The organism is Gordonia sp. NPDC003429 (genome assembly GCF_053588575.1).
On record NZ_JBSFQF010000009.1, the window covers coordinates 1 to 25,902 of the forward strand.

The following is a 25,902-nucleotide window of genomic DNA, read 5'->3' on the forward strand; positions in this document are numbered from 1 at the left end:
CTTCGAGAAAGGCAAACTCGTCGAACCCGACGCCACCTCAGGCACCCAGGAGGCCGCCTGAAAACCGCTCATCCACAGGTCTTGACAATATCTCCGAGTGCGCAGCCTACCAGCACAGGCGCGGCAGCGAGTATCAGGAGCGACGCAAGCGTGCGGTCAAATGCCATCTTGAGAAACTTGTTAGCGCCGCGGTATCTCGGGCTGTCGATGTGCAAGAGCGGAAACCCGGCCTCCGGGCGCATAGCGATGCGCGGCCCGGCCACATCGACGACAGCAGGGGCAACCAGCATCTCTACATCAAGGGCTTCTAGTTCCCAGGAGATGCGACGAATCGCATCGTGGCCGATCACATCGGCAGATGTGATCGCGACTACCGTCGCGCCTGACAGGGTAACGATGTCTTTCACATCTTCGGCTGCCCCGAGTATCGGCACTTCTATGCCGCCGACGTCGGCGATACGAGAATCACCGCGCAGGTACATCACACTATTCGTATCGGGAACGCATAAACCTATCACCTCGTATCCGAGTTCAGGCCGCTCGTTCATCCGCTCTACCAGTGGTGTCGATGAATTGAGGTCGCCCAGCACAAGCACGCGCCGAAGGTTCCGCCGCTGCTTGCGGGTCGCTACGAGATATTGCCGCCACATCCACCGAGACACGACCAGAGCGGGGACGCCCACGACAAAACTGACCGCGAGAAACCCACGGGCCGTCCATCCGTTGATCATGACGTCCAGGATCGCGATCAATCCCATCGCAACGAATGCGGCGCGTATCACACGCGCGTATTCGACGTTCCCGACGCCCAAAACTCGCTGATCGTAACACTGGCCAGCAGCATTGGCGACAACCCAAACGGACGCGACCACTGCCATCACGACAATTGACGGTGTGTTGAGACGACCGACTGGCTGAAGAAAAGAGTCGGGACCGAACCGAACTACTTGACCGATGGCCACGGCCGTCACGATGACCATGATATCGGTCACAAAGAGCGCAGAAGCGTAGCGGGACAACCAATTAATGGGTTGAGGCCTGACAGACGTCGCACATCTGTTGGACAACAGATCGTCTGCAGTCGCAGACCCTGTGGCGACCATCCCGGTCGAGTCGTAAAAACTCATGCGGACAAGTCCTTCCATCACAGCCTGGCAAGGAAAAACTGGTCTCCCCCCAGAGATACGCACCTGCAACCAAAATGCAGTGCAGGAGAAATATACCAACACTTGTCGTCCAGCGTCGTGGCGAGTCGGCCTTGGCGGGCACTGGACTACCGAATTGACTCTGCACAACTGAAGTCCTCATTCCTGATGGCAGATCCCCGGTAACCGGTCCAGTCGGCGCTAGAACCAGTTCCTACTTGCAGTTGATCAGTCGATCTCGCAGCCCACGGGGTGATGAGTGTGGGTGCATCCGGAAGCGCACCCAGCCGGTGTCTTGTAGCCCAGCGCTGAGTGGCGGTGTCGGTGGTCTGCAGCCATACGTTCTGACATGCTCATCACTTCTCTGAGCATGTAGATCGCGACGCGCTTGGCCGTTTGGGCTCAGAATTTTCCTTGGCGATCTCCCGCAGTGCGTCTTTCCTCCAACTCGGCGTCAGCTAGTAGCCGCTTGAGCGGGCTGTTCTGCTCGCGTAGCTCCTTGAGTTCTTTGGTGGCATCAGCGTCCACGCCGCCGTACTGCGCCAGTTGTAAAAGGTGGCCGCCGACACCTCGAGATCGGCGGCGATCTCCTCGCCGGTGTTGCCTTCTGCGGCTAACTCGTCGGCCCGGCGCAGCTCGCGCACGATGTCCTCGGCCGAGTGACGCTTACGCCCTGCCATGATCCCTATCGCCCCTTCGTGCCCTCATCAGGGCAATCCGGACTCTAAAACCGACCGGACCGGTTAACGGGGGACACGCCACTGACACAATCGTATGCATGTCGGTCAGCCCATCGTCGGATCGAGCCTCCGCAGAACAACCCGACCCGTCTGCGTCGCGAGCGCGTCGCGTCGGACACGCTCGTGTCTTCCTCGCACTGGTCGTTGTGCTACTACTCGGCACGCTGGCAACTGCTGGCCTGGGCTATCAACTCTTCTACCGCGACCATTCGGACTCACTCCGAAAAGTGGACGCGATCGTTGTGCTGGGCGGTGAGCACGATGGCCGCGAAGACTACGGACTCACGCTTGCTCGTGAGGGATATGCGAACACAGTTGTGGTGTCAAACCCCTACATAAATAACGAATACACCCGAGCAGGTACTGTGCTCGTGAATCGGATCTGTTCCTCGAGCACTGACAAAATCGAAGTGATCTGTTTCCGACCTGATCCCTCGACGACTCGCGGCGAAGCCATGTTTGTCCAACGACTAGCGGAGCAACGGCACTGGAAGTCGGTGATAGCGGTGAGTTGGCGCTATCACCTGGTGCGTGCACGATACATTTTCGGACAATGCTTCTCCGGCGAGGTGGTGATGCACAGCGTTCCCCGCGATTACGGAACGTCGGTTGCAGGGTGGACGGCGATCTTCGCCTATCAGTACAGCGGACTGGCTAAGGCAGCTGTACTTGGTTGCCGGAAGTGAAGTCATTCATGCCCCATAGTGAAGTTATTCATACCCCATAAGGATCTCTGCCAGTTCCTCGGCGTCCTCCACCCGCTCCTTGTGCGTCGGCGCCACGGGCGCCGCCAGCACACAGGTGACCCCCGCCGCGCGGAACGCGTCGGCGCGCTCGGCCACCAGCGACCGCGGCCCGATGAAACTCATCGCGGCCACCAGATCCTCGGGTACCGCCGCGGCCGCCTCCACCTTTTTGCCGTCCAGATAGAGGTCCTGGATCAGCTTGGCCTCCTCGACGTAGCCGTAGCGCTGGGCGAGGGTGTTGTAGAAGTTCTTGCCGCGCGCACCCATGCCGCCGATGTAGAGCGCCGCGTGATGACGCACCAACTCGGTGGCGTTCTTGATCTGCTCGGCGTCTTCGGTGATGAGCGCGGTGGCCTGCACCACGATCCCGAGGTCGGGCAGCGACGGATCGCGCTTGGCCTTGCCCGCGGCCAGCGGCTCGCCGAAGGCGGCGTCGACGTATTCGGGATGAAAGAGGAAGGGCTGGAATTCCTCGAACATCTCCGCGGCGAGCTCGGTGTTCTTGGGTCCGATCGCCGCGAGCAGCATCGGGATTCGCTCGCGCACCGGGTGGTTGATGATCTTGAGCGGCTTGCCCAGGCCGGTGCCGCCGTCGTCCTTGGTGAGCGGCAGCGTGTAGTGCCTGCCGCGGTAGTCGGTCTTCTCGCGCCGCCAGATCAGCCGGCAGATCTCGGCGTTCTCCCGCGCCCGGCCCACCGGGTAGTCGTACTTGACGCCGTGAAAGCCCTCGATCACCTGCGGACCCGAGGCGCCGATGCCGAGAACGAATCGACCGTTGCTGATGTAGTCCAGGCCGGCCGCGGTCATCGCCAGGTTCGACGGCGTGCGCGAGTACATCGGCAGGATCGCGCTCTGCAGTTCCATCTTCTCGGTGCGTGCCGCGATGTATCCGAGCTGGCTCACCGCGTCGAAGCTGTAGGCCTCCGGAACAGCGATCCGCTGCACACCCGCCGCCTCGAAGTCGCGCAGATTCTCGATGGTCTCGCGGAAGTCGCCGGCGTAGTTGATCGGCATGCCCAGCTTGATCGGTGTCATGGATCACGATTCTTGCACAGCCAGACCGCCGGTCAGGCGCCCGGCCGAGCGTTCGCTCCGTCGCAAATCGGACATCGGTCATGGCCATTCGTCGACGCCAACATGAACAGTGCGTGAACTGCTTGGCGTGGGAGGAAAACTCGCAGGTCACAGCCTGTGGCCAACCTGAGAGTTCTTTAGGTGATCGCCAAACAGGGGACGCAGAATGACTCCCATGAGCGGAGAGCTGCTGATCCTTGTGTTGCTCGTCATCACAGCATTGGGATTTGACTTCACCAACGGTTTCCACGACACCGGCAACGCGATGGCGACGTCGATCGCCACCGGGGCCCTCAAGCCGAAGGTCGCCGTCGGCATTTCGGCCATCCTCAACCTCGTCGGCGCGTTTCTCTCGGTGGAGGTCGCGGCCACGATCACCAAGGACGTCCTCAAACTGCAGCAGACCTCCGGTGCGGACAAGGGCGATCTGATCCCCGGTATCTCTCCCACCACCGCGCTGCTGATCATCTTCGCCGGCCTCGTCGGCGGCATCCTGTGGAACCTGTTCACCTGGCTCTACGGCCTGCCGTCGAGCTCCTCGCACGCGCTCTTCGGTGGCCTGATCGGATCGGGACTGGCCGCGCTCGGCGCGAGCGGTATCAACTGGCACGGCCTGCTGGCCAAGGTGATCATCCCCGCCTTCGCATCGCCCTTCATCGCCTGCGCGGTGGCCGCCTGCGGCACCTGGCTGGTCTTCAAGATCACCGCGCGGGTGTCGCATGCTCGGCAGGAGAGCGGATTCCGAAGTGGTCAGATCGCGACTGCCTCGCTGGTCTCGCTGGCCCACGGCACCGGCGACGCTCAGAAGACCATGGGTGTCATCGCCCTCGCCCTGATCTCCACGGGTCACCTGTCGGCGTCGTCGGTGCAGCATGGCCTTCCCGTCTGGGTGGTGTTCTCCTGTGCCGGCGCCATCGCGCTGGGTACCTATCTGGGCGGCTGGCGCATCATCCGCACCCTGGGCAAGGGCTTGGTCGAGATCAGCTCACCGCAGGGCATGGCGGCCGAATCATCCTCGGCAGCAATCATTCTCACCTCCAGCGCAGCCGGCATGGCACTGTCCACCACCCAGGTGGCCACCGGGTCCATCCTCGGTTCGGGCGTCGGCAAGAAGGGCGCGCAGGTGCGGTGGGCGGTCGCCGGACGCATGGTGATCGGCTGGCTGACCACGATCCCGGCAGCCGCCATCGTGGGCGCCATCTGTTACGGCCTCGGCCACTTGCTGGGCAACGTGATGGGCTCGATCGTCATCTTCGCACTCCTCATCGCCGCCGCGTCCTACATGTACTGGCGGGCGCAGCAGAACAAGGTGGACGCCGGCAACGTCAACGCCGACTGGGACGAGTCCACCAACTCGATCATCCCGGCGGACGCAAAGAAGCCCACCCCTTCGGCGACGGCCTGAAAGGCAGCTGAACACTCATGGATATCGTCGAATCGATCGTCAAGGTCTTCGCCATCGGCCTGCTGTTCGGCGCCGGACTGCCTGCGCTGTTCGCGGTGGGCATGCTCCTGGAATCGCGCGGTGCAGGCGGAACCACCGCCGACGGCACCACCACGGCACCCAATCCGGCACTGCGGGCGATCGGCTACTTCTTCTTCGCCATCGTCTTGATCGCGATCATCATCGGCCTGCTGTGGGTGGCGCGCACCACGCTGCAGTACTACTTCGGAATCCAGGTCTTCCCCGATTGGGCGTACAAGAAGTAGCAGTGGGCAAGAAGTTGTAGCGAGCCCACAGGTCGGCGTCGTCCATCACCCGCCCGGAAAGGCATCATGGCCACCTCATTGTTCGAGTCAGCAGTCAACTGGATTCGCAAGGGATACCCCGAGGGCATCCCGCCCACCGACTTCCCGCCGCTGCTCGCCCTGCTGATCCGGGTGCTCGACGAGGATCAGATCATGCAGGTGGCGTTGGAACTGACCCGTGAATACGGCGTCGATACGCCCCTCACCGAGGATCAGATCCGTTCCGCGATTCGCGGCGTGACCGACGAACCGCCGACGCAGGCGGAGATCGACCAGGTGGCCGGCCGCCTCGCCGCCGCCGGGTGGCCGCTCGGCGAGCCCGACGCATCCGAGAACTGACACCTTCCCACCGGCTAGAATCACCCGGTTGGGTCGTGTCGTGTTGCGTCGAGGGGTGAGCCAATGGCGGATCGGCCGCAGTTTCTGAAGAGGATCGTCGATTGGTTGCGCGCCGGGTATCCCAACGGCGTGCCGGAGAATGATTTCAACCCGCTCATCGCACTGCTGCGCAGACAGCTCACCGAGGACGAGGTGACCGAGGTGTCGGGCGAGCTGATCCGTGAATCGCCGCCCCCGCCGGAACCGATCTCCAAGATCGACGCAGGGGTGAAGATTACACGCGTCACCCAGGAACTTCCCCACGACGCCGACATCGACCGCGTTCGCGCGCACCTTGAAGCGCTCGGCTGGCCGTTCGACGATCAACCGCTCGACCCGGGGGATCCGAGCTGAACGTCCTGCGCGGGCTCCCCCTCCCCGCCGATCCAACGGTCCTCGACCGCCGCGACGAACTCCTCGCCATGCTCGACCCTCGCTCGAGCGACCCCCGCTGGTCGAGCGACCCCCGCTGGTTGAGCGACCCCCGCTGGTTGAGCGACCCCCGCTGGTTGAGCTTGTCGAAACCACCCTCCACCGCCTACCTCCCCCTCCCCACCAACCCCCGCGAGGCCGAGCGCCTCACCACCGCCCTCGGCGTCGACGAGCCCATCGACCCCGACATCTCCCTGGTGATCTCCACATCCGGCACCACCGGCGTCCCCAAGGGGGCGCAACACACCCCGGCTACGCTCCTGGCGTCGGCGAGCGCCACCGAACAACGTCTCGGCGGCCCCGGCAACTGGCTGCTCGCATTGGCGCCCCACCACATCGCGGGGCTGCAGGTGCTGCTGCGTGCCCTGGCGGCCGGTTTCACTCCCGGGGTACTCGACATCTCGTCCGGCTTCGACCCCGACGCCTTCGCCACCGCACTCGAGGATCTCGACGGCTCTCGCCGTTACACCTCACTGGTGCCCACGCAGTTACTCAAGGTGCTCGAGTCACCACACGCCACTGCCGCCCTGAGTTCGGCCGACGCCTTGCTTGTCGGCGGCGCCGCCACACCGGTTCCGTTGCTGCGCAGAGCCGTTGACGAAGGCATTCCCATCGTCCGCACCTACGGCATGAGCGAGACGGCGGGCGGCTGCGTCTACGACGGCGTCGCGCTCGACGGCGTCACCGTCGACATCCTCGATCCCAATCCCGAAGGTGTTGGCCGGGTGGCGCTTTCGGGACCGATGGTAGCGCACGGGTACCGGAACCTGCCCGGCCATCCGGCGTTCGGACGAGCCGAATCATTCCGCACCGACGATCTCGGCCGAGTCGACGACGATCGCACCCTTCACATCATCGGCCGCGCCGACGAGGCCATCATCAGTGGAGGACTCACCGTGGTGCCGCAGGTGGTGGAGGCCGTGATCGTCGAAGATCCGGCCGTTGCCGAATGTGCAGTGGTCGGCCTACCCGACGACAGGCTGGGCGAGAAGGTGGTGGCGTTCATCGTTCCTTCCGGCCGTACCCGCGTGGACGGCAAACGGATTCGCGGAATGGTGGCCGAACGCCTCGACCGCTACGCCGCACCGCGCGAGATCATCGAAATCGATGAACTTCCGACGCGCGGAGCAGGGAAGCTGGATCGGCGCCGACTGCGTGCTCGCCTTTCCTCGTCCTCCGAGTAAGGTCCGAGCGCGCTGTGTCGGCGACGGCAATTGTAGGCCATGTCGATCAATAGACCTGGCCGCAGGTGAAAAGTGCTACTCAGACAAAATGAGTCGGTGACCAGCCCGTCGATCGAGGGTACTCCGGTACCATCACAGGGTTTTGGGCCATCGACTGGCGCCGGCATCGGCTCGTCCGGGGCAAGGGTCAGCGTGCAGTCCCACTCAGCGAGCTGACGGCGTCGGCATACGAGTTGATCCATTCTGACGGCGCTCATCGGAATTTTCCAGTGATGCTTATCTGAATTCCCCACCCGTGTGGTTCCGCCAGAGTAGGCGGGCCTCTCGTGATGCTGACGGTCTCTGAGCACTCACCAGCTATCTCGACGGCCCGCTTTCATGTTGACACGGGAGAACGATTGTCAATGGCCAGGCGATGGCAAGGGAGCGGCGTTCGTAGGCGCCAGCGACGACCCGAAACAGCAACTGGGTGCCGGTGTCGTCCAGAGGTGCGAATCCCATTTCATCGACGATGATCAGGTCTTGGCGGAGCAGGGTGTCGATGATCTTGCCGACGGTGTTGTCGGCCATGCCGCGATACAGCATTTCGACGAGGTCGACGGCGGTGAACTAGCGCACTTTGTGACCGGCGGTGCACCGCAGCGATCCCGAGCCCGATCAAGGTGTGGCTCTTGCCCGTTCCGGCGGACCAATGATCGCCAGATTATGTTGGGCGCGTGGCCATTCCAATGCTTCCAGGTAGGCGAAGGTGTTCGCCGGTATCGACGAGGCGGCCACATCGAAAGACCCCACCGTTCTGGTGACGGGGAACCCGGCGGCTTTGAGGCGGTTGCGGATGTTGGAGGCGTCTCGAGCGGCGATCTCGGCTTCGACCAGGGTGCGTAGCAATTCCTCGGGTGTCCAGCGTTGGGTCTTCGCGGTCAACAACACCTCGGGTGCCATATGGCGGATCGCGGCGAGTTTCAACCGCCGAAACGCCATGTCAAGATCGGATGCCAGTGGCGGTATCTCCTGTGGTGCAACAGTTGTGATGGCTTCGCGGTGGTCATGACACCACCTCGCCGTCGCCGTGATCTTGTACCGCTCGAGGTCGCGGGTCGGTGCCGTGGGGAGTGGGTGACCAGGGCGTCACCGGCGGTGCGGGGGTTCGGGGCGCCCGCACCGGCGGCCAGGATCGAACGCACGTCGGCGGCTTTGAACCGGCGAAACGCCACCGCGCGGGTCAACGCGGCGGTGAACTGGTCGCCGCCGTGGGCGGTGTGCAGGGCGAGGAGTTCGTCGAGTTCACCGGCCAGGCGGGTGTTCCCGATCGCCGCGGCCCCCACCAGGAACTGTTCAGCGATTTCGCCGATCGCGCAAAACTGTTTCTCGGCATCGGTTTTCGGTCGAGGTGCCCGACTCACTGGTGTGCGGGCCCCACCGTAGTGGGTGTCATCGAGGACCACCTCGCCAGGTGCGCCGAGTTCGTGTTCGGCGATGACCTCGCTGCTGGCGGGATCGATGACCAGCAGCCGCCGGCCATCCTGGGTCAGGCGCACGGTGGCGCCGACCCACCGTTGGGGCACCGAGTACCGCACCGACGCGTACCGGATACACGAGAGCTTGTCGACCTGTCAAGTGACCGGCGGCGGTCCCGCCTCGGCGCGCAGAGAGGGCGACGGCCCCAACACTTCCCGTTCAACATCGAGTTGCTCGGCAGGCACGAGGCAGGTGTCGGCTGAGTGCGACGAACTGGCGGTCGGAGAGCCGGCCCGCGGTAATCGTCACGGTCGCGGAGAGGCACGTGTAGGCAATGATCACCGCCGGAAGCCAGTGCAGTCCCGGTTTCACGAAGCCCGGTGACATCATTCCGACGGCCAGCAGCGGTATCGCGCCGATCTCGCTCGCGAGCACACCGTTGGTCCGACGATCGAAACGCCTGATCCAGCGGGGAAGCTCGAAGTGCCTGCTGCGGATGCCCCTCGTCATCGGCGGCTGATCTTGCAGCGCCACATGCTGACCTCCGAGCCGACCCCTTGAACACAGGTTTTTGATCTTCTACTACTGATTTGCACCAGTGTACTGACAAGCGGTACGAAGTCGAATTTATCAGTCACCGCAGGATACCGCTGACGAGACAATCCTCGAAGAATCCTCGTCTCGGACACGATAAATCCTCATTTCAGACAAGTTGAGCTGCTGTGGATCATTACGGCCGGATCAGTAGTAATAGGGGTATCGCTCCCAGTCCGGGTTTCGTTTCTCCAGGAATGCGTCGCGTCCCTCGACCGCCTCATCGGTCATGTAGGCCAGGCGGGTGGCCTCTCCGGCGAACACCTGCTGACCCATGAGTCCGTCGTCGGTGAGGTTGAAGGCGAATTTGAGCATGCGCTGCGCGGTCGGGGACTTGCCGTTGATCGCGCGTGCCCACTCGATCGCGGTGTGCTCAAGGTCGGCGTGGCTTACCACCCGGTTGACCGCACCCATCCGGTGCATCGTGTCGGCGTCGTAGGACTCGCCGATGAAGAAGATCTCGCGGGCGAATTTTTGCCCCACCTGTTTGGCCAGATACGCGCTGCCGTAGCCCGCGTCGAAGGAACCGACGTCGGCGTCGGTCTGCTTGAATCGCGCGTGCTCACGTGACGCGAGGGTGAGATCGCACACGACGTGTAGTGAGTGTCCGCCGCCGGCGGCCCAGCCACCGACCACCGCGATCACCACCTTGGGCATCGTCCGAATGAGTCGCTGGACCTCAAGGATGTGCAGGCGTCCGCCCTCGGCCTTCACCCGGACCTCATCCACCCCTTCCGACCCGGCGGCGCCGACGTCGGAATCGTGGGTGGTGGCGTACTGATAGCCCGACCGCCCGCGAATTCGCTGGTCGCCGCCGCTGCAGAACGCCCAGCCGCCGTCGCGCGGACTCGGCCCGTTGCCGGTGAGGAGGATCGTGCCGATGTCGGGGGAGCGGCGCGCGTGATCCAGCGCACGGTACAGCTCGTCGACGGTGTGCGGACGAAACGCGTTGCGCACCTCGGGTCGGTCGAAGGCGATGCGCACGATCCCGTTTGCCCGTCCCGCACCGGTGTGACGGTGATAGGTGACGTCGGTGAGCTCCTCGAAACCCGGCACCGAGCCCCATTGTGCGGGGTCGAAGGGCTGGGTGAGGACGGTGTCGGAGCCGGTGTGCGTCATGTCGATGAGGGTAGCCGCCCGGGGATGTCGTGACCGCCGTAGGAGTTAGGGTGGCGCGCAACAGTTCGCCGAAGGCTACATAACGCCTTGGTGTCAATCCTTCAAATGGTGGACGTGTTCGGTTCATGGTGGCAGCCTTACTTTATGCCATTTGAGGTCGTCGCCATCATGGTCGTCGTGTGGATGACAGTCTCTGTGGTCGTCGCTCTCGTGACCGGTGCGATGATCCGGCTTCGCGACACCCGGGAACATCCGCGGCAACTGCACGTGGCTGGGGCATCGGAGTGTGAATAGGGACGCGAGCGCCGTCCCGATGGACAGCTCGCAGACTGCCCTATGGGCGCTACGGTTGCTGGATGAACGTCGCAGCTGACAATTCCGGGAACATTCGCCGCGACGACCTTTCTGCAACCTACACTCCCGTTTCGGCCGACGCCCCGCACGAAGGCGGCTTCCGCGCCCGCATCGAGGTGACCACCGAGCGCGGCGGTCCCCGCTACGGCGAGTTGAACGAGCAGATTCGCCGGCTGATGGATCTGGCCCGGTACGCCTCACCCGAGCCGGCCATCACCGGAGAGTTGATCGACCAGGTTGCCGCACTCAACGAGCGGCTCGCGGCGTGTCAGACCGACGAATGGCATTCACCGTCGGGAACGCGGATCGATCTACCGGCGCGCGGCAACATCACGCTGCCGCCCTACGAAGTGAGTTCTGCCGGCGCCGACGGGGTCGTGGCCGACGTCACCTTCCGCCCCTTCCATCTGGGTGGCAACGGCGCCGCGCACGGCGGACAGGTCGCGGTCGCCTTCGACGACCTCGGCGGCATGGCGTCGGCGCTGGCCGTCGCGGGTGTCACCCGCACGGCATATCTCACCGTGGAGTACAGATCGCTCACTCCGTTGTCGACGCCGCTGCGATGCCACACCTGGGTGGACAAACGAGACGGCCGGAAGGCATTCGTGAAAGGCACGCTGCACGACGGCGAGCGTTTGTGCGCGGAACTCGACGCGCTGTTCATCGAACTCAGACCTGGTCAACCCTGATTCGCCTGGGACCATGGCCGACTCAATCCGCGAACCCGATCGGCTGGTCGATGACCGCCTCGCACTCTCGGTTGCCATGGCGGCGGTGTTGTTCCTCGCGGTCGGTTCAGGGCAGCTCGCCTTTGATACGACACCCGGTTCGAAGATTCCGTCGGAGTTCGCTGCTGCCACGTCGTTACTCCTCGGCGCCTTTGCGTTCCTGCTGTGGCGGCGTCCGTCGTGCGTGACCACACGCAACGCCCCGATCCTGGTGGCGCTCACTTCGATCGTGATCGCCGCAAACCCGCTCGTCTATGTTGTTTGTACCCGGATCGCTTTTCCGGCGATCGGACTGTTGCTCGTCATCGTCGCCATCGGTGCGCTCGTGCCCTACGCGTGGATCGCCGTCTCACTGATCCTTGTCCTCAACATCATTGCCATAGGGTGCGCGCTGGTCTACCCACAATCGGCCTCGGTGGGATCGGTGGCGCTTCAACTACTCAAGGCGGACTCGGTGGCCCTGATCATCGCGCTCACCTGGCGACGTACCGAACGCAGACTTCGCGACGCCAACGCGACGATCCGTCAGATGGCCGAAACCGACGACCTGACCGGACTGCTCACCAGACGGGGACTCGCCGAACGGGGCCCACTACTCGTCGAGGACGCGGTCACCACGAACAAGTGTGTCCTGGTGGGATTCCTGGATGTCGACGGCCTGAAACAGATGAACGACTCGCTGGGGCACGCGTACGGCGACCGAGTGCTCGCCGAGGTCGGCGCCACGTTGCGATGGCTCCTCAACGAGGGGTATCTGGCAGCCCGGATCGGGGGCGACGAATTCGCCGTGGTGATTTCGGTGCCGCACTCCTCACTGGTCCCGGTGTTCGAGGCGTGGGTGGAACACGGGCTGGAGTCGACGGGCCAGTCGGTCACGGCGGGGTGGGTGCACGGGGACGCGAGCGCCGTCGACAGCCTTGACATGTTGCTGGAGCGCGCGGACGCGGTGATGCTATATGAGAAGAGATCGTCGCCGACGGTGTGAACGGCCAGTTGGGTTTCTGGTTGGTGGAGTGGCCGGCGAGCGGAGGCGGACGCTGCCGCTAGTGCAGTTCGCCGACCTCGATCCGCATTCCCGCCGCGCGCAGCCGGTCGACGAGCGCGTCGCCCATCGCGACCGCGGGCGTCAGCACACCGGCGTGGGCGGGCAACTTGTCGCGATCGAGAGCCAGGGTCAGCGCGCTCTCGCCGAGCATCACCGCGGTGGCCTTGTATCCTGGGTCGCCCTGCGCCCGGAACTCGGCACGATACCGGCGCCCGGTGGTGGTGCGAGTGAACGTCTTGGTGACGAAATAGCCCTTGTCCCTGGACTTCTCGCTCGGGCCGTCGCCCGGCTTGGGCAGCACGCGATCAAGCAGCGACCGCGTGGGACCAAAACTCATGGCTCCCAGGAAGGCGCCGGTGCCCACGCCCACCGCGCCGGCCAGCACCGTCGACAATCCGGGCACGCCGCCCACCGCCATCGTCTCCGCGTAGTGGAAGTCGGGGCCGTAGGCGCCGTCGAGCAGGGCGTTGGAACGCCGCACGATGCGGGTGTTGTGCGATGACATGAAGAACGGGGCGAGGGTGCCGCGCAGCGACGGATCCACCTTGCGCGCCGAGACCACCGCGATGTCGCTGGGTTCCGACGACAGGCTCGGCCGCGGAGTGTTGCCCGGCGTTCCCGACAGCGCGTGCGGATTGAGCAGCAGTCGCCGAGTCTGCGATTCCTTGGCCTGATCGGCGATCACCCGCATCGAATCGATCGTGCCGCCCGACGCGCCGCCGCGCATCGCCGCAACCACCAAGGTGGTGTCGGTCATCGTGCCGGCGTCGTCGTCGGCGATCTTGCGGTGCAACACCCAGGCGCTGAGATCCGACGGCACCGAGTCGAAGCCGCACGAATGCACGATGCGGGCACCCGTGGCGGCGGCGATGTCGTGGGCCTTGTCGATGGAGAAGTGCACGAACGGCACCTCGCCGGTCAGGTCGACGTAGTCGGTGCCCGCGGTGGCGGCGGCCACCACGAGTGCCTCGCCATAACGCAGGTACGGCCCGACGGTGGTGCAGATGACGCGGGTGCGGGCAACCATCGCGTCGAGCGAGGCGGGCGACGAGGTGTCGGCGATGATGAGCGGCCAGTCCGCGGCGGCCTTGGGTAGGAGCGCGCGGGTGTCGGCGAGCTTGCTCTCCGAACGACCGGCAAGTGCGATGCGCGTGCCCGCGGGTGCGTGTTCGGCCAGGTAGCGGGCGGTGAGCTCGCCGACGAAACCGGTGGCACCGAACACCACCACGTCGAATTCGCGGTCGCCGTCGGGCGCGGGGGGAGTTGCCGCCTGTGCGGCCGTGTCGTTGTGCTGGGGCTGAGCGTCGCCGGTCATGAGTTCAATTTATCTGGGACTCGCGTCACAGCAACAGGGGGTCGTGTGCCCGATCGGCGTGTGCGTCAGCGCCGTAGGTGCGCGGCGGCGGCGCGGGCCGCGAACGGCGCGACGAACAACATCAGCAGAACCCGCAGGATTTGCGCGGCGACGACGAACGCCACATTGGAACCGGCCGCGGTCGCTGCGGCGCGCACCGCGTAGATGCCGCCCGGGGTGGTGGCCAGGTAGCAGTCGAACATCGACTCGCCGGTCCACCACGACAACAGCACACCGAGCAGTGCGCAACCGACCCCGATCGCCAGGATCAGCACCACAGCCAGCGGCAACACCCGACCGATCGCACGCAGCCGCGGCAGCGTGAACCCGAGACCGGCCTGCCAGCCGATCACCGCGTACGCCACCGCGAGCAGCACGGGCGACACCGCGGCGTCGCCGGCGATGCCGGTGAGTTCGGCGATCGTCGCCAGCGCCATCGGACCCAGCAGGCCGGCGGCGGGCAGATGGATCAGTCGGCCCACCGGGATGCCGATCCCGAGGCAGACGGCGAGAAGTAGCAGGCCCCACGTCTGATTGGTCCAGGTGGGTGCCGTCGTGCGCACACCGCCGGAACGAGCGTGGAACACCAGCGACGCGACCAGCGGGATGGTGATGGTGACCAGCGCGACCCGCAGATACTGGATCACCGCGACCATACGTTCGTCCCCGCCGAACTCGCGGGTGAGCGCCACCAGACCCGACGCGCCGCCGGCCACCAACGCCAGCGCCCCGGTCAGCGGGTCGACGTCGCGGTGCAGGCCCAGCAGCGCGCCGCCCGCGATGGACAGCGCGAGCGTGCCCAGGCCGATCACCAGCACCGGAAGCCACGCCGAGCCAAGCCCCGCGAGGGTGTCCGGGTCGGCCATCGTCGCGATGAACACGCCGAGGACGCCCTGCGCGGCGAGCATCACCGGGCGCGGCACGATCAGCGCGTCGGAATCCTGTTGCTGCGCTTCGGATTCGGGGGCCGATACGGTGCGTGCGCGGGGTGCGAGTCCGGCGATCGCGAGCACCCCGGCCACGACGAGCCCGGCGAACAGCGGGGCGGCGTCGACGTCGAACCATTCCAGCAGGACGCTGAGGCCGGCGGTGAGCGCGGCGAGCAGAATCCAACGGGGCACTCGGTCGAGCGTAGTGGGGGACGGTCGGCGGCTACTCGACCAGCGGCGGGCGGACCTGCGCCACTCCGACGTTCAGCGCCCCGAACGACTTCGGCCAGGCGCCGTAGAACTGCTTGTTGGCGGTGACGTGGAGGCCCGCGTCGTCGAGTTCGCGCGGGATGTCGCGGGTGAGATGGCAGCCACCGGCGATGCGCTGCTCGATGGGGTCGAGGCGACGCTGCCAGCGTCGGACGTTCTCGTCGGGGGCGATGCCGTGCTCCAGGAAGTGCAGCGTCCCACCGGGCTTGAGTACCCGCGCCACCTCGGCCAGTGCTGCCGGCAGATCGGGGATGGTGCACAACGTGAACGTCGACAGCGCTGAGTCAAAGGTGTTGTCGTCGAAGGGGAGTCGTTGACCGTCGAGTCCGGCCCGCACGATCGGCACCGACGAGGCGCCAACGCGGTGCGCGCCCAAGTGCCAACCGGCGTCGGACGGTTCGATGGCGTACACCTTGGTGACCGCGTCTGGGTAGGCGTCCACGTTGAGTCCCGAACCGAAACCGAGTTCGACGACGTCGCCGGTGAGCCCCTCGCACGCCCACTGTCGGATGGGAAACAGTGCCCCCGAACCGCAGACCACATTGATCACGCGGGGCAGGATTCTGTCGCCGTAGACGCCCATGCCGGTGAGCGTAATGTGTGACGTCGGCGGTGGCGACCAGGTTTGCTCCGTTCGACGGGGCCTAGGCTGGTCGGCATGAATCCCTCCACCCTGCAGGCCCGCGTCATCGTCGACGAGATGATCCGCGGTGGTGTGGCCGAGGCGGTGCTGTGCCCGGGTTCACGAAATGCGCCGCTCGCGTTCGCGCTGTATGCCGCCGACCGGGAGGGCCGGTTGCGGCTGCACGTCCGGATCGACGAGCGGTCGGCGGGATTCCTGGCGGTGGGCCTGGCGGTGGCGTCGGGGCGGCCGGTGCCGATCGTGATGACCAGCGGCACGGCGGTGGCCAACATGGGGCCCGCGGTGTTCGAGGCGAACTACGCCCGCGTGCCGCTGGTGGTGGTCAGCGCGAATCGGCCCTACGAACTGCTCGGATCGGGGGCCAACCAGACGATCGAACAGTTCGGGATCTTCGGCACCCAGGTGCGGGCGGCGATCAGCATCGGGCTGGCCGAGGAGGGGCTCGACGCGAACAGTCAGTGGCGGTCGGCGGTGGGCCGGGTCCTGGCGGCCGCGCGTGGCGCCCGCACCGGCAACGCCGGGCCCGTGCAGTTCGACATCCCGTTGCGCGAACCCCTGGTACCCGACGCGAGGTCGGCGGCCGACGAAGAACTGGGCGCCTACCGGGGCCGCCCAAACGGCCTGCCCTGGACGCAGGCGCCCGTCGGCCGGCTCGACGTGCCGCTGCCCATCGATCTGTCCGTCGACACCGTCGCCGTCGCCGGTCACGGCGCGGGCACACACCCCGCCCTCGCGGGTATCCCCACCGTCGCCGAACCCACCGCGCCGCCGGCCGCCACGCCATTGCATCCGCTCGCGCTGGCGGCGATCGCACCCCGGCAGGCCATCATCTGCGGACGCCCCACCCTGCATCGCGGGGTATCGCGGCTACTCGCCGACCCGAACGTGCGGGTGTACGCCCTCACCACGGGTCCGCGCTGGCCGGACGTGTCGGGCAATGTGTACGCGACCGGCACCCGCGCTGACGTGTCGGGGGAGCCGCGCGAGGAGTGGCTCAAGGAGTGCGCGCAGATTCAGCAGCGGGTACTCGGCGCCGTCGACTCGGTGCTCGACGAGCCCGGCCCCACCACCGGGCTGCACGTGGCGCGGACCGTGAGCGCGGCCATGACGCCGGGCGATCAGCTGATGGTGGGCGCCAGCAACCCGATCCGCGACGTCGCGCTGGCCGGTCGCGTCCCCGACGGGGTGCGCGTGCTCTCGAACCGGGGGGTCGCGGGGATCGACGGCACCAACTCGACGGCGATCGGCGCGGCCCTGGCCGGTGGCGGGCGGACGGTGGCATTGATGGGTGATCTCACCTTCATCCACGACACCACCGGCCTGATCATCGGACCCAGCGAGCCGCGGCCCTCGGCGCTGCGCATCGTGGTGGCCAACGACGACGGCGGCGGCATCTTCGGGCTGCTCGAGCAGGGCGATCCGCGGTTCGACGCCGAACCCTATGCCGGCGCCTACGAGCGCGTGTTCGGCACCCCGCACCGCACCGACCTCGCCGCGCTGTGCGCGGGCGTCCACGTGGCGCATCGTCGGGTGCGTCTGGAGGAGCTGTCGGCCGTGCTGGCCGCCGACGTGCCGTCGCGCGCGGGGGGCATCGAGGTGGTGGAGGTGGTCACCGACCGCGCGCGGCTGCGTGAGGTGCACGCCGCGATCGCCGCGCGGGTGTCGGGGTAGGTATTCGGCCGAACTCTGTACAGAACGGGCGGCTGCGCGGCCCGGGAGATGCACTGGTGCGGGTGGCGGGCCGCACAGCCGCCCATTCTGTACCGGATCCGAGGTGCGCGCGAGCCGGCCCACAGGCGGCTGTCCCCACCGGCCGTCCGGCTATCCTGGCTGCCATGAATCCGGTCATCCAGCGACGCATCCAGCTGGTATTGCTGACCTTGGGGTTCGTGATCACTGTGATGAGCATCGTGCTGGTGGTGGCGTGCTTCCGCAATGACGCCGCCATCGACGCGAACAAGGCCACCGTCACCGCCGACGTGGTATCGGCCGACCGGCTGCACGCCAACGTCTACTTCCAGACCCCCGACGGGTCGGTGTTCAGCCCACGTCTCGGCTTGCTCTACCCGACGGAACTGACGTCGGGACAACGCATCCGCGTGGAATACAGCACCATCAACCCCGACCTGGCGCGCCCCGCCGGTCGCACCGCGACGCTCTCGCTGATCCCGGCCGCATCCGTCGCGGTGGTGGGCTGGGTGGTGGTGGGCGGCCTGATGGTCGGGGTGGCCGAGGTGGGGCGCCGCTCGCGTCGCCGACACGAGACCGCCGACCCGGTGGCAGATGAGACGTCGCCGGACGAGACCGCCCCGGCTGTTGGGACTTCACCGGCCGATGGGACTTCACCGGCCGATGAGACTTCACCGGCCGATGAGACTTCACCGGCTGTTGGGCGACGCGACACGTCGTCCGCGGCCACCGGCCACCTGTCGCACTGACGATGGCGACATGCGTGTCGCGATCGTGGCCGAGAGTTTCTTGCCGCAGGTCAACGGGGTGGTCAACTCCGTTCTCCGCGTCGTCGACCATCTCGAACACACCGGCCACGAGGCGGTGGTGATCGCCCCGGACTCGGCTCGCGCCGGCGAACGCGGACCCCGGCTCGTGGGTCGGCGCACACCGGTACACCTGCTGCGGTCGGTGCAGGTGCCGCGGGTGTCGTCGCTCCCGGTGGGAGTGCCCGCGCCCGTCCTCTACCGCACCGTCCGCGACTACGCACCCGACGTGATGCACCTCGCTTCGCCGTTCGTGGTCGGCGGTGCGGCCGCGCTGGCCGCCCGCCGCCTCGAGATCCCGTCGGTCGCGGTGTTCCAGACCGACATCGCCGGCTTCGCCGAGTCCTACCGCCTCGGCCTGGCCACCCGAGCCGCCTGGCACTACACCCGGCGCCTGCACGAGATGTGCGACCGCACCCTCGCACCGTCCAGTGCGACGATCGAATCCCTTGCCGAACAGGGAGTTCCGCGCCTGCACCGCTGGGGGCGGGGCGTGGACACCGAGCTGTTTCACCCCGGTCGCCACGACGACGCGCTGCGCCGCGCATGGACGGGCGGGCGCGAACAGCTGATCGTCGGCTTCGTGGGACGGCTGGCACCCGAGAAGCACGTCGAGCGGCTGGAGTCGCTGGCACACGACGACTCGATCCGCCTCGTGATCGTCGGGGACGGACCCGAGCGGCAACGACTCGAGCGACTCCTGCCCAACGCGGTGTTCACCGGCGAACTGCGCGGCACCGAACTCGCGCGGGCGTACGCCAGCCTGGACGTGTTCGTGCACGCCGGTGAGCACGAGACGTTCTGCCAGGCCATCCAGGAGGCGATGGCCAGCGGACTGCCGGTGATCGGACCCGACGCCGGCGGCCCCCGCGACCTCGTCGCGGCATGCCGCACCGGCTACCTGCTCGACCCCGCCGACTACACCGCGCGGCTGCCCGAGGTGATCGACGTGCTGCGCGACCACTCACTACGTGCGGCGATGGGACGTGCGGCGCTGGTGACCGTGCGGGGCCGGAGCTGGCCCGCGATCTGCGACGAACTGCTCGGCCACTACCGGGCCGTGATCGCCGGATCGAGCGGCAACGGACTGACCGACGGGATACGCCTGGCCGGGTAGTACCGTATGGCCATGGCCACCACCGACCGCGCAGGTCTCGACAAGGCGCCTGCCGAGGTCGCCGCCATGTTCGATGGCGTCGCCAAACGCTACGACATCACCAACACCGTGCTCTCCTTCGCGCAGGACCGCCGCTGGCGCAAGGCCACCCGCAAGGCGCTGGCGCTGCGCCCCGGCGACGTGGTGCTCGACCTGGCCGCCGGCACCGCCGTGTCGACGGTGGAACTCGCGGCGTCCGGGGCGCACTGCGTGGCCGCCGACTTCTCGCTGGGCATGCTCAAGGCCGGCGCCGATCGTGACGTCCCCAAGGTCGCGGCCGACGCGCTGGCGCTGCCCTTTGCCGACAACTCCTTTGACGCGGTGACGATCTCGTTCGGGCTGCGCAACGTCAACGACGTGCCGCTGGCCCTGAGCGAGCTGCACCGTGTGCTGAAACCCGGTGGACGCCTGGCGATCTGCGAGTTCTCCACCCCGACGCTGCGGCCGTTCAAGACGGTGTACATGGAATACCTGATGAAGGCGCTGCCCGCGGTGGCGACCAAGGTGTCGAGCAACCCGGCCGCGTATGTGTATCTGGCGGAATCGATTCGGGCGTGGCCCGACCAGTTCGCGCTCGGCGACCTGATCCGCGCCGCCGGTTTCACCCACGTCCGCTGGCAGAACCTCACCGGTGGGATCGCGGCGCTGCACACCGGAGTGAGGGTCTAGCGGCAATCGCTCAGGGGTGCGGGCACTTCCGAGCGAAGGTGCCGAGATCCTCCACCCGGTAGCCGTTCGGGTAGCCGCACACCTCCGGCATGTCGCGGCCGTACACCGGGGTGGAGCGCGGGGTCGCAAGAAAGCGGATCGCCAGCGCGCGCACACGCACACCTGCGGTGACCAGCACGCGTTCGAGCCGGGTCGGTCGCGGGTAGCCGAAGGCGTCGAGCAAGGGCTCGTCCATCAGTGCGAACGCCATCCGCCGCACGACGGGTGGCGGCAACAGCCGGTAGGGCATGAACGTCGTCAGCAGGCCCAGAGTGGCATCGGCGACGGCGCGACCACCCGCGGAGTACGCGAAGTGCTCACGCTCGAAATCGGTGAGCAGCCTTTCGAAATCGTCGTAGCTCTCCGGAATATCCCTGACTCCCATATGCTTTCCGAGCATGCGGTAGAAGTTGGTGATGCCGGCGGTCTCCTGGTCGGTGAGCGGTCGCCACTCGTGTTGTGCCACCCACCGAACCGGGCACACGACGAAAGTGGCCAGCACATAAAGCATGTCATCATTGGGGATGTCGTACATCGCGTGCATCTGGTTGATCCGGCGCACCGCCGCGCGGCCGCGCGTACCGGCGTCGAAGCCGTGCTCGACCGGTTCGGACAGCAAGAGGGCGGTGTCGTCGTAGCGCTTCTGCGTGTGATCCGTGAATTCTCCGGTACGGTACAGCAATTCGCCGATCGACGGCACGGCGTAGGTGCGGAACAGGGCGAAACTCAGCGCTTGCTGTGAGCCCCAGGGGAACTCGAGGGTGGAAAGTCGCTCCGCAAAGGCGCGAGGATCCTCACTCGGGTCGACAGCAGACAACTCGGTGCGCAACCGGTATCGCTCGCGCCGTCGGCCCCCGAGCCTGGCGGCATATGACGAGGTGACTGCTGTGATCGGCTGCATGGAGCATCCTCCCGAAGAGGCACGGCAATGTATGTGTTATCCGAGTCACAGGTAACGTATCACCGATCTCGTCCCAGGTGAACGAGTGCGCCTCAGGTGAACGGCGGGCGGTGATCGACGCGCGCCGACACCCGGCCCGCCGATCGCCACGCCCGTGCGATCAGATCCGCGTCGTCGTCGGTGATCAGGTTGCCCATCACCCGCACCACCAGCGACATCAACCGCTCCGACCGGATGCCGGGCCGCCCCAGCAACGGAACCGTCTGCGGCACGGTGAGCAACCCGGCGAGGCGGCGCGCCGCGGAGAACGCGAGCCCGTAATGCTCCGCGAGGGTCTCGCGCCAGTCGTCGGTGTGATCGGCCGCCCCCAGATGCTCGACGGCCAGCCGTCCGGTCTCCAGTGCGTAGTCGATGCCCTCGCCGTTGAGCGGATTCACGCATGCGGCGGCGTCGCCGATCAGCATCCAATTGCGGCCCGCCACCCCCGACACGGCACCGCCCATCGGCAACAGCGCCGAGGTGAGCCGCGTCGGCGGCCCCGTGATCTGCCACTCGCCGCCGACCATCCGCGCGTAGTGCTCCAGAATCGGCCGTAATGCCATGTGCGCCGGGCGTTTCGACGTCGCCAACGCCCCCACCCCCACATTGAGCAGCCCTGTCCCGCTCGCTTCGCCGGGCACATTCGGCCCGCTCGCTTCGCTCCCGGCGCCGGGCACATTCGGGCCGCTCGCTTCGCTCCCGGCGCCGGGCACATTCGGCCCGCTCGCTTCGCTCCCGGCGCCGGCGAGGGGGAAGACCCACCCATACCCGGGCAACAGCGCACCATCGGGATCCCGCAGTTCCAGGTGCGATCCCATCCAGTGATCGTCGGCGCGATCCGACGGCACGTACGCGCGGGCGGCCACGCCATAGGCGGTGTCGCGGTGCCACGCGCGGCCCAACCTCTTGCCGAGCGCCGACCGCACCCCGTCGGCGACGATCACCGTGCCCACCGTCACCCGCCACGGACCGTCCGGACCACGCAGGATCACCGCGTCGATCCGATCGGCCGCCATCTCGACATCAACGGCCTTGGCGCCCTGACACATTCGTGCTCCGCGCGACACCGCGAGCGCGCGGAGTGCCTCGTCGAACTCCATTCGCGGCACCGCGCTCCCATGCGGGGGAAACCGGCCGGACGGCCACGGCACGCGTTGGCTTGCACCCCACCCGTGCAACTCGAGCCCGTCGATCCGCGGCCTACCGGCCAGATACCCGTCCAACCCCAGTTTGTTCAGCTCCGCGATCGCACGCGGGGTAAGGCCGTCGCCGCAGGTCTTGTCGCGCGGAAACACCGCCGCATCGACGAGCACCACGTCGTGCCCGGCCGCGGCAGCATGGGCCGCGGCCGCCGATCCGCCGGGACCGGCACCGACGACGAGGACATCGGCGTGTCGGGGATTCTGGCTCGCCACCGCACCAGTATGTCGCGCACCGGGTGCCACCCGCCGCGGGGCATACCGACTAGGCTCGGCGGGGTGAAGTCCACATTCGCCGGGCTGGACCTGGGTTCCGACGAGTTCGCCACCACGGTTCGTTCCTCGTTGGCGCGAGTCGAAGACTTGTTGCTCAGCGAACTCGCATCGGGCGACGACGTGATGACCGAAGCCGCGTCGCATCTGGCGAAGGCCGGCGGTAAGCGGTTCCGCCCGATGTTCGCGATCCTCGCCGCCCAGTTCGGGCCACGGCCGGGTGCCGACGAGGTGATCACTTCGGCGACCGTGGTGGAGATGATCCATCTCGCGACGCTCTATCACGACGACGTGATGGACGAGGCGCCCGTGCGGCGCGGTGCGCAGAGCGCCAATGCGCGCTGGTCCAACAGCATCGCCATCCTCTCCGGCGACTTCCTGTTCGCGCGGGCGTCGCGGCTGGTATCCACGCTGGGACCCGAGGCCGTGCGCATCATCGCCGACACCTTTGCCGAACTGGTGACCGGTCAGATGCGCGAGACCATCGGCGCGCAGCAGGCCGACCCCGTCGAGCACTACCTGAAAGTGGTGTGGGAGAAGACCGGCTCGCTGATCGCGGCGGCCGGTCGTTTCGGTGCGATGACCGCCGGCGCCGGGCCCGACGACGTCGAGCGGCTCTCCCGACTCGGCGACATCGTGGGCACCGCCTTCCAGGTGTCCGACGACATCATCGACATCAGTTCCGCGAGCGGGGACTCCGGCAAGACGCCCGGCACCGACCTGCGTGAAGGCGTCCACACGCTGCCGGTGCTCTACGCGCTGGCCGCGCAGGACCCGACCACGGCGCGGCTGCGTGAACTGCTCCTCGACGCCTCCGGTGCGCCGCGACCGCTCGTCGACGACGCCGAGGTCGATGAGGCGCTGTCCCTGCTCAACGCGTCGTCGGGGATGGCCGCGGCACATGCCAAACTGCGCGACTACGCCACCGAAGCCGAACAGGTGCTCGCCGAACTGCCCGGCGGGCCGGCGCACGACGCGCTCAGCTCACTGGTGGGCTACACCATCGAACGCACGGGCTGAGCGACACATCGCACGTGATCAGCGACAGGCCGCACGCGTTGAGCGACCCGCGCGCAGGGAAACCCAACCGGACCCTTGATCGTTTGAGAAGGTGAGAGCCGCCGACCTGCTGGTCGGCGGCACGTGCGACCAAACGAGGACATGATGCAAAACGGGTTGAAGACGGCCTTCCTGCTGGGCCTGATGTCGGCGATCATCGTCGCCATCGGTGCGGCGTTCCGGAGCCCGACGATCCTGTGGGGGTCGGTGATCCTCGCGATCGCCGTCAACGCCTACGTCTACTTCAACAGCGCCAAGATGTCGCTGAAGGCGATGCACGCCCAGCCGGTCACCGAGGTGGAGGCGCCGGTGCTGTATCGCATTGTCCGCGAGCTCGCCACCGACGCGCGCCAGCCCATGCCCGCGCTCTACATCAGCCCCACCGAATCGCCGAACGCCTTCGCCACCGGCCGCAACCCGAAGAACGCGGCCGTGTGCTGCACCGCGGGCATCCTGCGACTGCTCGACGAGCGAGAACTGCGCGCGGTACTCGGCCACGAACTGTCGCACGTGTACAACCGCGACATCCTGATCAGCTCGATCGCGGGTGCGATGGCGTCGATCATCAGCGGCCTGGCCAACTTCGCCATGTTCTTCGGCATGTCCGGAAACCGTGGCGGTAACGGACCCAATCCGCTGGCGCTGATCCTGATCGCCATCCTGGGCCCGATCTCGGCCACCCTGGTGAAGCTGGCGGTGTCGCGATCGCGCGAATATCAGGCCGACAAGTCCGGTGCCGAACTCACCAGCGACCCGCTCGCGTTGGCGTCGGCGCTGGCCAAGATCTCCGGCGGCATCCAGCAGGCGCCGCTGCCGCCGCAGCCCGACATCGCCGCGCAGAGCGCCGCGATGATCGAGAACCCGTTCCGTGCCGGCGACCGGATGTCCAAGATGTTCTCGACGCATCCGCCCACCCAGGACCGCATCGCCCGGCTGCAGGAGATGGCTCGCCGGGGCGTGTAGCGCGGTGGCGAAAGTAGGGGAAGGTTGTTCGTCCCCTACTTTCGGTACGGTCCCCGAGGTGTAGCTGGGGGAAGGGTCGGAAAGTAGGGGAAGGTCGTTCGTCCCCTACTTTCGGTACGGTCCCCGAGGAACAACTGGGGGAAGGGTCGGAAAGTAGGGGAAGGTCGTGGACCGGAGCTAACCCCCTCAGCGGTAATTCACGAACTGCAGGGCGATCCCGAAGTCCTCGCCCTTGAGTAGCGCGATGACCGCCTGCAGGTCGTCGCGCTTCTTGCTCGACACCCGCAGTTCCTCGCCCTGGATCTGCGCCTTGACGCCCTTGGGCCCGTCGTCGCGGATCTTCTTGGAGATCTTCTTGGCGTGCTCGGAGTCGATGCCCTGCACGATCTTCCCGGAGATCTTGAACTGCTTGCCCGACGACACCGGGTCGTCGGCCTCAAACGCCTTGAGCGAGATGTCGCGGCGGATCAGCTTCTCCTTGAACACCTCCAAGCCCGCCTGCGCGCGCTCCTCGGCGTCGGAGGTGATCACGATGCCCTCCTCGCCGGACCACTCGATGCCGGTGTTGGTGCCGCGGAAGTCGTAGCGTTGCGAGAGTTCCTTGGCGGCCTGGTTGAGGGCGTTGTCGACCTCCTGGCGGTCGACCTTGCTCACCACGTCGAACGATGAATCAGCCATGTCAGCAAGCCTAGCCCGGGCCTGACCATCGCCGGACACGGATGCGCCCAGCGATCACACGTAGCCACACGCAATGCTGTGACCTGCGGATTTGCGCCCCCCGGGCGGATTCGTTGTATTCTTCACGGCGTTGTTCTCGCGACCGGAGACGGTCGGCGGAACAGCACGGCAGGTTGCCCGAGCGGCCAATGGGAGCGGACTGTAAATCCGTCGCGAAAGCTACACAGGTTCGAATCCTGTACCTGCCACAACGTGGTTCGACGGCGAGTGATCGGCGGCCGCCCCGAGTACCGGGAAACCGGTGATTTGGTGCGCCGCCGACTCGGTGTGTAACCTCGTTAAGGCTCTCGAACGCCCCCACAGGGGTGATCGGGTACGCCCCCTTAGCTCAGTCGGCAGAGCGTTTCCATGGTAAGGAAAAGGTCGACGGTTCGATTCCGTCAGGGGGCTCGGGAGGACTTGAACGCCCGGTGAGGACCTGCGTCCAGG

Annotated in this window: 25 protein-coding genes, 2 tRNA genes and 2 pseudogenes; 16 read left to right on the forward strand and 13 right to left on the reverse strand. The window is 66.6% G+C overall.

Annotation, left to right across the window (positions count from 1 at the left end; genetic code table 11):
* Positions 1–68: 68 nt before the first annotated feature.
* Both ACWDSI_RS12335 and ACWDSI_RS12340 read right to left on the reverse strand, forming a co-directional pair.
* The gene (locus tag ACWDSI_RS12335) at positions 69–1,127 is read right to left on the reverse strand and encodes a nucleoside-diphosphate sugar epimerase/dehydratase (RefSeq protein ID WP_449748955.1); all 1,059 of its coding nucleotides are present in this window, start codon (positions 1,125–1,127) and stop codon (positions 69–71) included.
* 476 nt (positions 1,128–1,603) lie between these two features.
* Positions 1,604–1,825, reverse strand: a complete 222-nt coding sequence (locus tag ACWDSI_RS12340) for a transposase (RefSeq protein WP_449756707.1) — start codon at positions 1,823–1,825, stop codon at positions 1,604–1,606.
* A gap of 98 nt (positions 1,826–1,923) precedes the next feature.
* On the opposite strand from ACWDSI_RS12340, the gene ACWDSI_RS12345 reads away from it, so the two are divergent.
* Complete coding sequence (locus tag ACWDSI_RS12345; RefSeq protein WP_449756708.1) at positions 1,924–2,571, forward strand: YdcF family protein; 648 nt, start codon at positions 1,924–1,926, stop codon at positions 2,569–2,571.
* Positions 2,572–2,595: 24 nt separating this feature from the next.
* Here ACWDSI_RS12345 and ACWDSI_RS12350 read toward each other — a convergent pair whose 3' ends face one another.
* Entirely contained in the window at positions 2,596–3,666 is a 1,071-nt protein-coding gene (locus ACWDSI_RS12350; protein ID WP_449748918.1) for an LLM class F420-dependent oxidoreductase, read from the reverse strand.
* A 214-nt stretch (positions 3,667–3,880) separates the two neighbouring features.
* Between ACWDSI_RS12350 and ACWDSI_RS12355 the strand changes: the two genes are divergently transcribed.
* The 5 genes from ACWDSI_RS12355 (at position 3,881) to menE (ending at position 7,448) form a co-directional block, all read left to right on the forward strand.
* A complete protein-coding gene (locus ACWDSI_RS12355) occupies positions 3,881–5,110 on the forward strand; it encodes an anion permease (protein ID WP_449748919.1) in 1,230 nt (409 codons plus the stop codon).
* A gap of 17 nt (positions 5,111–5,127) precedes the next feature.
* Positions 5,128–5,415 (forward strand): hypothetical protein, encoded by a 288-nt coding sequence (locus ACWDSI_RS12360; RefSeq protein ID WP_449748920.1) that lies wholly within the window; start codon positions 5,128–5,130, stop codon positions 5,413–5,415.
* Between the two features lie 66 nt (positions 5,416–5,481).
* Positions 5,482–5,793, forward strand: coding sequence for a DUF3349 domain-containing protein (locus ACWDSI_RS12365; RefSeq protein WP_449748921.1), 312 nt, complete (start codon positions 5,482–5,484; stop codon positions 5,791–5,793).
* A gap of 63 nt (positions 5,794–5,856) precedes the next feature.
* On the forward strand, positions 5,857–6,186 hold the full coding sequence (locus tag ACWDSI_RS12370) for a DUF3349 domain-containing protein (protein WP_449748922.1): 330 nt from the start codon (positions 5,857–5,859) through the stop codon (positions 6,184–6,186).
* Positions 6,187–6,347: 161 nt separating this feature from the next.
* A complete protein-coding gene (gene menE / locus ACWDSI_RS12375) occupies positions 6,348–7,448 on the forward strand; it encodes an o-succinylbenzoate--CoA ligase (protein WP_449748923.1) in 1,101 nt (366 codons plus the stop codon).
* A 357-nt stretch (positions 7,449–7,805) separates the two neighbouring features.
* Here the strand turns inward: menE and ACWDSI_RS12380 are convergent.
* From ACWDSI_RS12380 to ACWDSI_RS12395, 4 genes and pseudogenes are all read right to left on the reverse strand, one after another.
* A pseudogene (locus tag ACWDSI_RS12380) lies at positions 7,806–8,429 on the reverse strand (ATP-binding protein).
* Between the two features lie 81 nt (positions 8,430–8,510).
* Positions 8,511–9,166, reverse strand: a pseudogene (locus tag ACWDSI_RS12385) (Mu transposase domain-containing protein); the annotation flags it as partial.
* On the reverse strand, positions 9,126–9,440 hold the full coding sequence (locus ACWDSI_RS12390; protein WP_449746755.1) for a hypothetical protein: 315 nt from the start codon (positions 9,438–9,440) through the stop codon (positions 9,126–9,128). The pseudogene ACWDSI_RS12385 and the gene ACWDSI_RS12390, both read right to left, overlap by 41 nt.
* A gap of 207 nt (positions 9,441–9,647) precedes the next feature.
* Complete coding sequence (locus tag ACWDSI_RS12395; RefSeq protein WP_449756709.1) at positions 9,648–10,619, reverse strand: 1,4-dihydroxy-2-naphthoyl-CoA synthase; 972 nt, start codon at positions 10,617–10,619, stop codon at positions 9,648–9,650.
* Between the two features lie 356 nt (positions 10,620–10,975).
* Between ACWDSI_RS12395 and ACWDSI_RS12400 the strand changes: the two genes are divergently transcribed.
* Together ACWDSI_RS12400 and ACWDSI_RS12405 are read left to right on the forward strand one after the other, a co-directional pair.
* A complete protein-coding gene (locus ACWDSI_RS12400; protein WP_449756710.1) occupies positions 10,976–11,662 on the forward strand; it encodes a PaaI family thioesterase in 687 nt (228 codons plus the stop codon).
* A 13-nt stretch (positions 11,663–11,675) separates the two neighbouring features.
* Positions 11,676–12,686, forward strand: coding sequence for a GGDEF domain-containing protein (locus ACWDSI_RS12405; protein WP_449756711.1), 1,011 nt, complete (start codon positions 11,676–11,678; stop codon positions 12,684–12,686).
* A 58-nt stretch (positions 12,687–12,744) separates the two neighbouring features.
* On the opposite strand, the gene ACWDSI_RS12410 is transcribed toward ACWDSI_RS12405, so the two are convergent.
* The 3 genes from ACWDSI_RS12410 to ACWDSI_RS12420 form a co-directional block, all read right to left on the reverse strand.
* On the reverse strand, positions 12,745–14,061 hold the full coding sequence (locus tag ACWDSI_RS12410; RefSeq protein ID WP_449756712.1) for a saccharopine dehydrogenase family protein: 1,317 nt from the start codon (positions 14,059–14,061) through the stop codon (positions 12,745–12,747).
* A gap of 65 nt (positions 14,062–14,126) precedes the next feature.
* A complete protein-coding gene (locus ACWDSI_RS12415) occupies positions 14,127–15,221 on the reverse strand; it encodes an AbrB family transcriptional regulator (protein WP_449756713.1) in 1,095 nt (364 codons plus the stop codon).
* 31 nt (positions 15,222–15,252) lie between these two features.
* Complete coding sequence (locus ACWDSI_RS12420; protein ID WP_449756714.1) at positions 15,253–15,882, reverse strand: class I SAM-dependent methyltransferase; 630 nt, start codon at positions 15,880–15,882, stop codon at positions 15,253–15,255.
* A gap of 75 nt (positions 15,883–15,957) precedes the next feature.
* Here ACWDSI_RS12420 and menD point away from each other — a divergent pair, with 75 nt between their 5' ends.
* The 4 genes from menD to ACWDSI_RS12440 all read left to right on the forward strand — a co-directional run bounded on the left by menD (position 15,958) and on the right by ACWDSI_RS12440 (position 20,262).
* The gene (menD, locus tag ACWDSI_RS12425) at positions 15,958–17,613 is read left to right on the forward strand and encodes a 2-succinyl-5-enolpyruvyl-6-hydroxy-3-cyclohexene-1-carboxylic-acid synthase (RefSeq protein ID WP_449756715.1); all 1,656 of its coding nucleotides are present in this window, start codon (positions 15,958–15,960) and stop codon (positions 17,611–17,613) included.
* 164 nt (positions 17,614–17,777) lie between these two features.
* Complete coding sequence (locus ACWDSI_RS12430) at positions 17,778–18,380, forward strand: hypothetical protein (RefSeq protein WP_449756716.1); 603 nt, start codon at positions 17,778–17,780, stop codon at positions 18,378–18,380.
* 10 nt (positions 18,381–18,390) lie between these two features.
* On the forward strand, positions 18,391–19,554 hold the full coding sequence (locus tag ACWDSI_RS12435; protein WP_449746745.1) for a glycosyltransferase family 4 protein: 1,164 nt from the start codon (positions 18,391–18,393) through the stop codon (positions 19,552–19,554).
* Positions 19,555–19,566: 12 nt separating this feature from the next.
* A complete protein-coding gene (locus tag ACWDSI_RS12440) occupies positions 19,567–20,262 on the forward strand; it encodes a demethylmenaquinone methyltransferase (protein WP_449746744.1) in 696 nt (231 codons plus the stop codon).
* Between the two features lie 10 nt (positions 20,263–20,272).
* Here the strand turns inward: ACWDSI_RS12440 and ACWDSI_RS12445 are convergent, their stop codons facing one another.
* Both ACWDSI_RS12445 and ACWDSI_RS12450 read right to left on the reverse strand, forming a co-directional pair.
* The gene (locus tag ACWDSI_RS12445) at positions 20,273–21,202 is read right to left on the reverse strand and encodes an oxygenase MpaB family protein (protein WP_449756717.1); all 930 of its coding nucleotides are present in this window, start codon (positions 21,200–21,202) and stop codon (positions 20,273–20,275) included.
* A 92-nt stretch (positions 21,203–21,294) separates the two neighbouring features.
* Positions 21,295–22,656, reverse strand: coding sequence for an FAD-dependent monooxygenase (locus ACWDSI_RS12450; protein ID WP_449756718.1), 1,362 nt, complete (start codon positions 22,654–22,656; stop codon positions 21,295–21,297).
* 63 nt (positions 22,657–22,719) lie between these two features.
* Here ACWDSI_RS12450 and ACWDSI_RS12455 point away from each other — a divergent pair, with 63 nt between their 5' ends.
* Positions 22,720–23,733, forward strand: a complete 1,014-nt coding sequence (locus tag ACWDSI_RS12455) for a polyprenyl synthetase family protein (RefSeq protein ID WP_449746741.1) — start codon at positions 22,720–22,722, stop codon at positions 23,731–23,733.
* Positions 23,734–23,874: 141 nt separating this feature from the next.
* Positions 23,875–24,735: a zinc metalloprotease HtpX gene (gene htpX, locus ACWDSI_RS12460; RefSeq protein WP_449746740.1), complete on the forward strand. Its 861-nt coding sequence runs from the start codon at positions 23,875–23,877 to the stop codon at positions 24,733–24,735.
* A 186-nt stretch (positions 24,736–24,921) separates the two neighbouring features.
* On the opposite strand, the gene ACWDSI_RS12465 is transcribed toward htpX, so the two are convergent.
* Positions 24,922–25,413 carry a YajQ family cyclic di-GMP-binding protein gene (locus ACWDSI_RS12465; RefSeq protein WP_449756719.1) on the reverse strand — a complete coding sequence of 164 codons (492 nt, stop codon included), beginning with the start codon at positions 25,411–25,413 and terminating at the stop codon, positions 24,922–24,924.
* 167 nt (positions 25,414–25,580) lie between these two features.
* Between ACWDSI_RS12465 and ACWDSI_RS12470 the strand changes: the two genes are divergently transcribed.
* Positions 25,581–25,661, forward strand: a tRNA-Tyr gene (locus tag ACWDSI_RS12470).
* Between the two features lie 129 nt (positions 25,662–25,790).
* Positions 25,791–25,863 (forward strand) — tRNA-Thr (locus ACWDSI_RS12475).
* Positions 25,864–25,902: the final 39 nt, after the last annotated feature.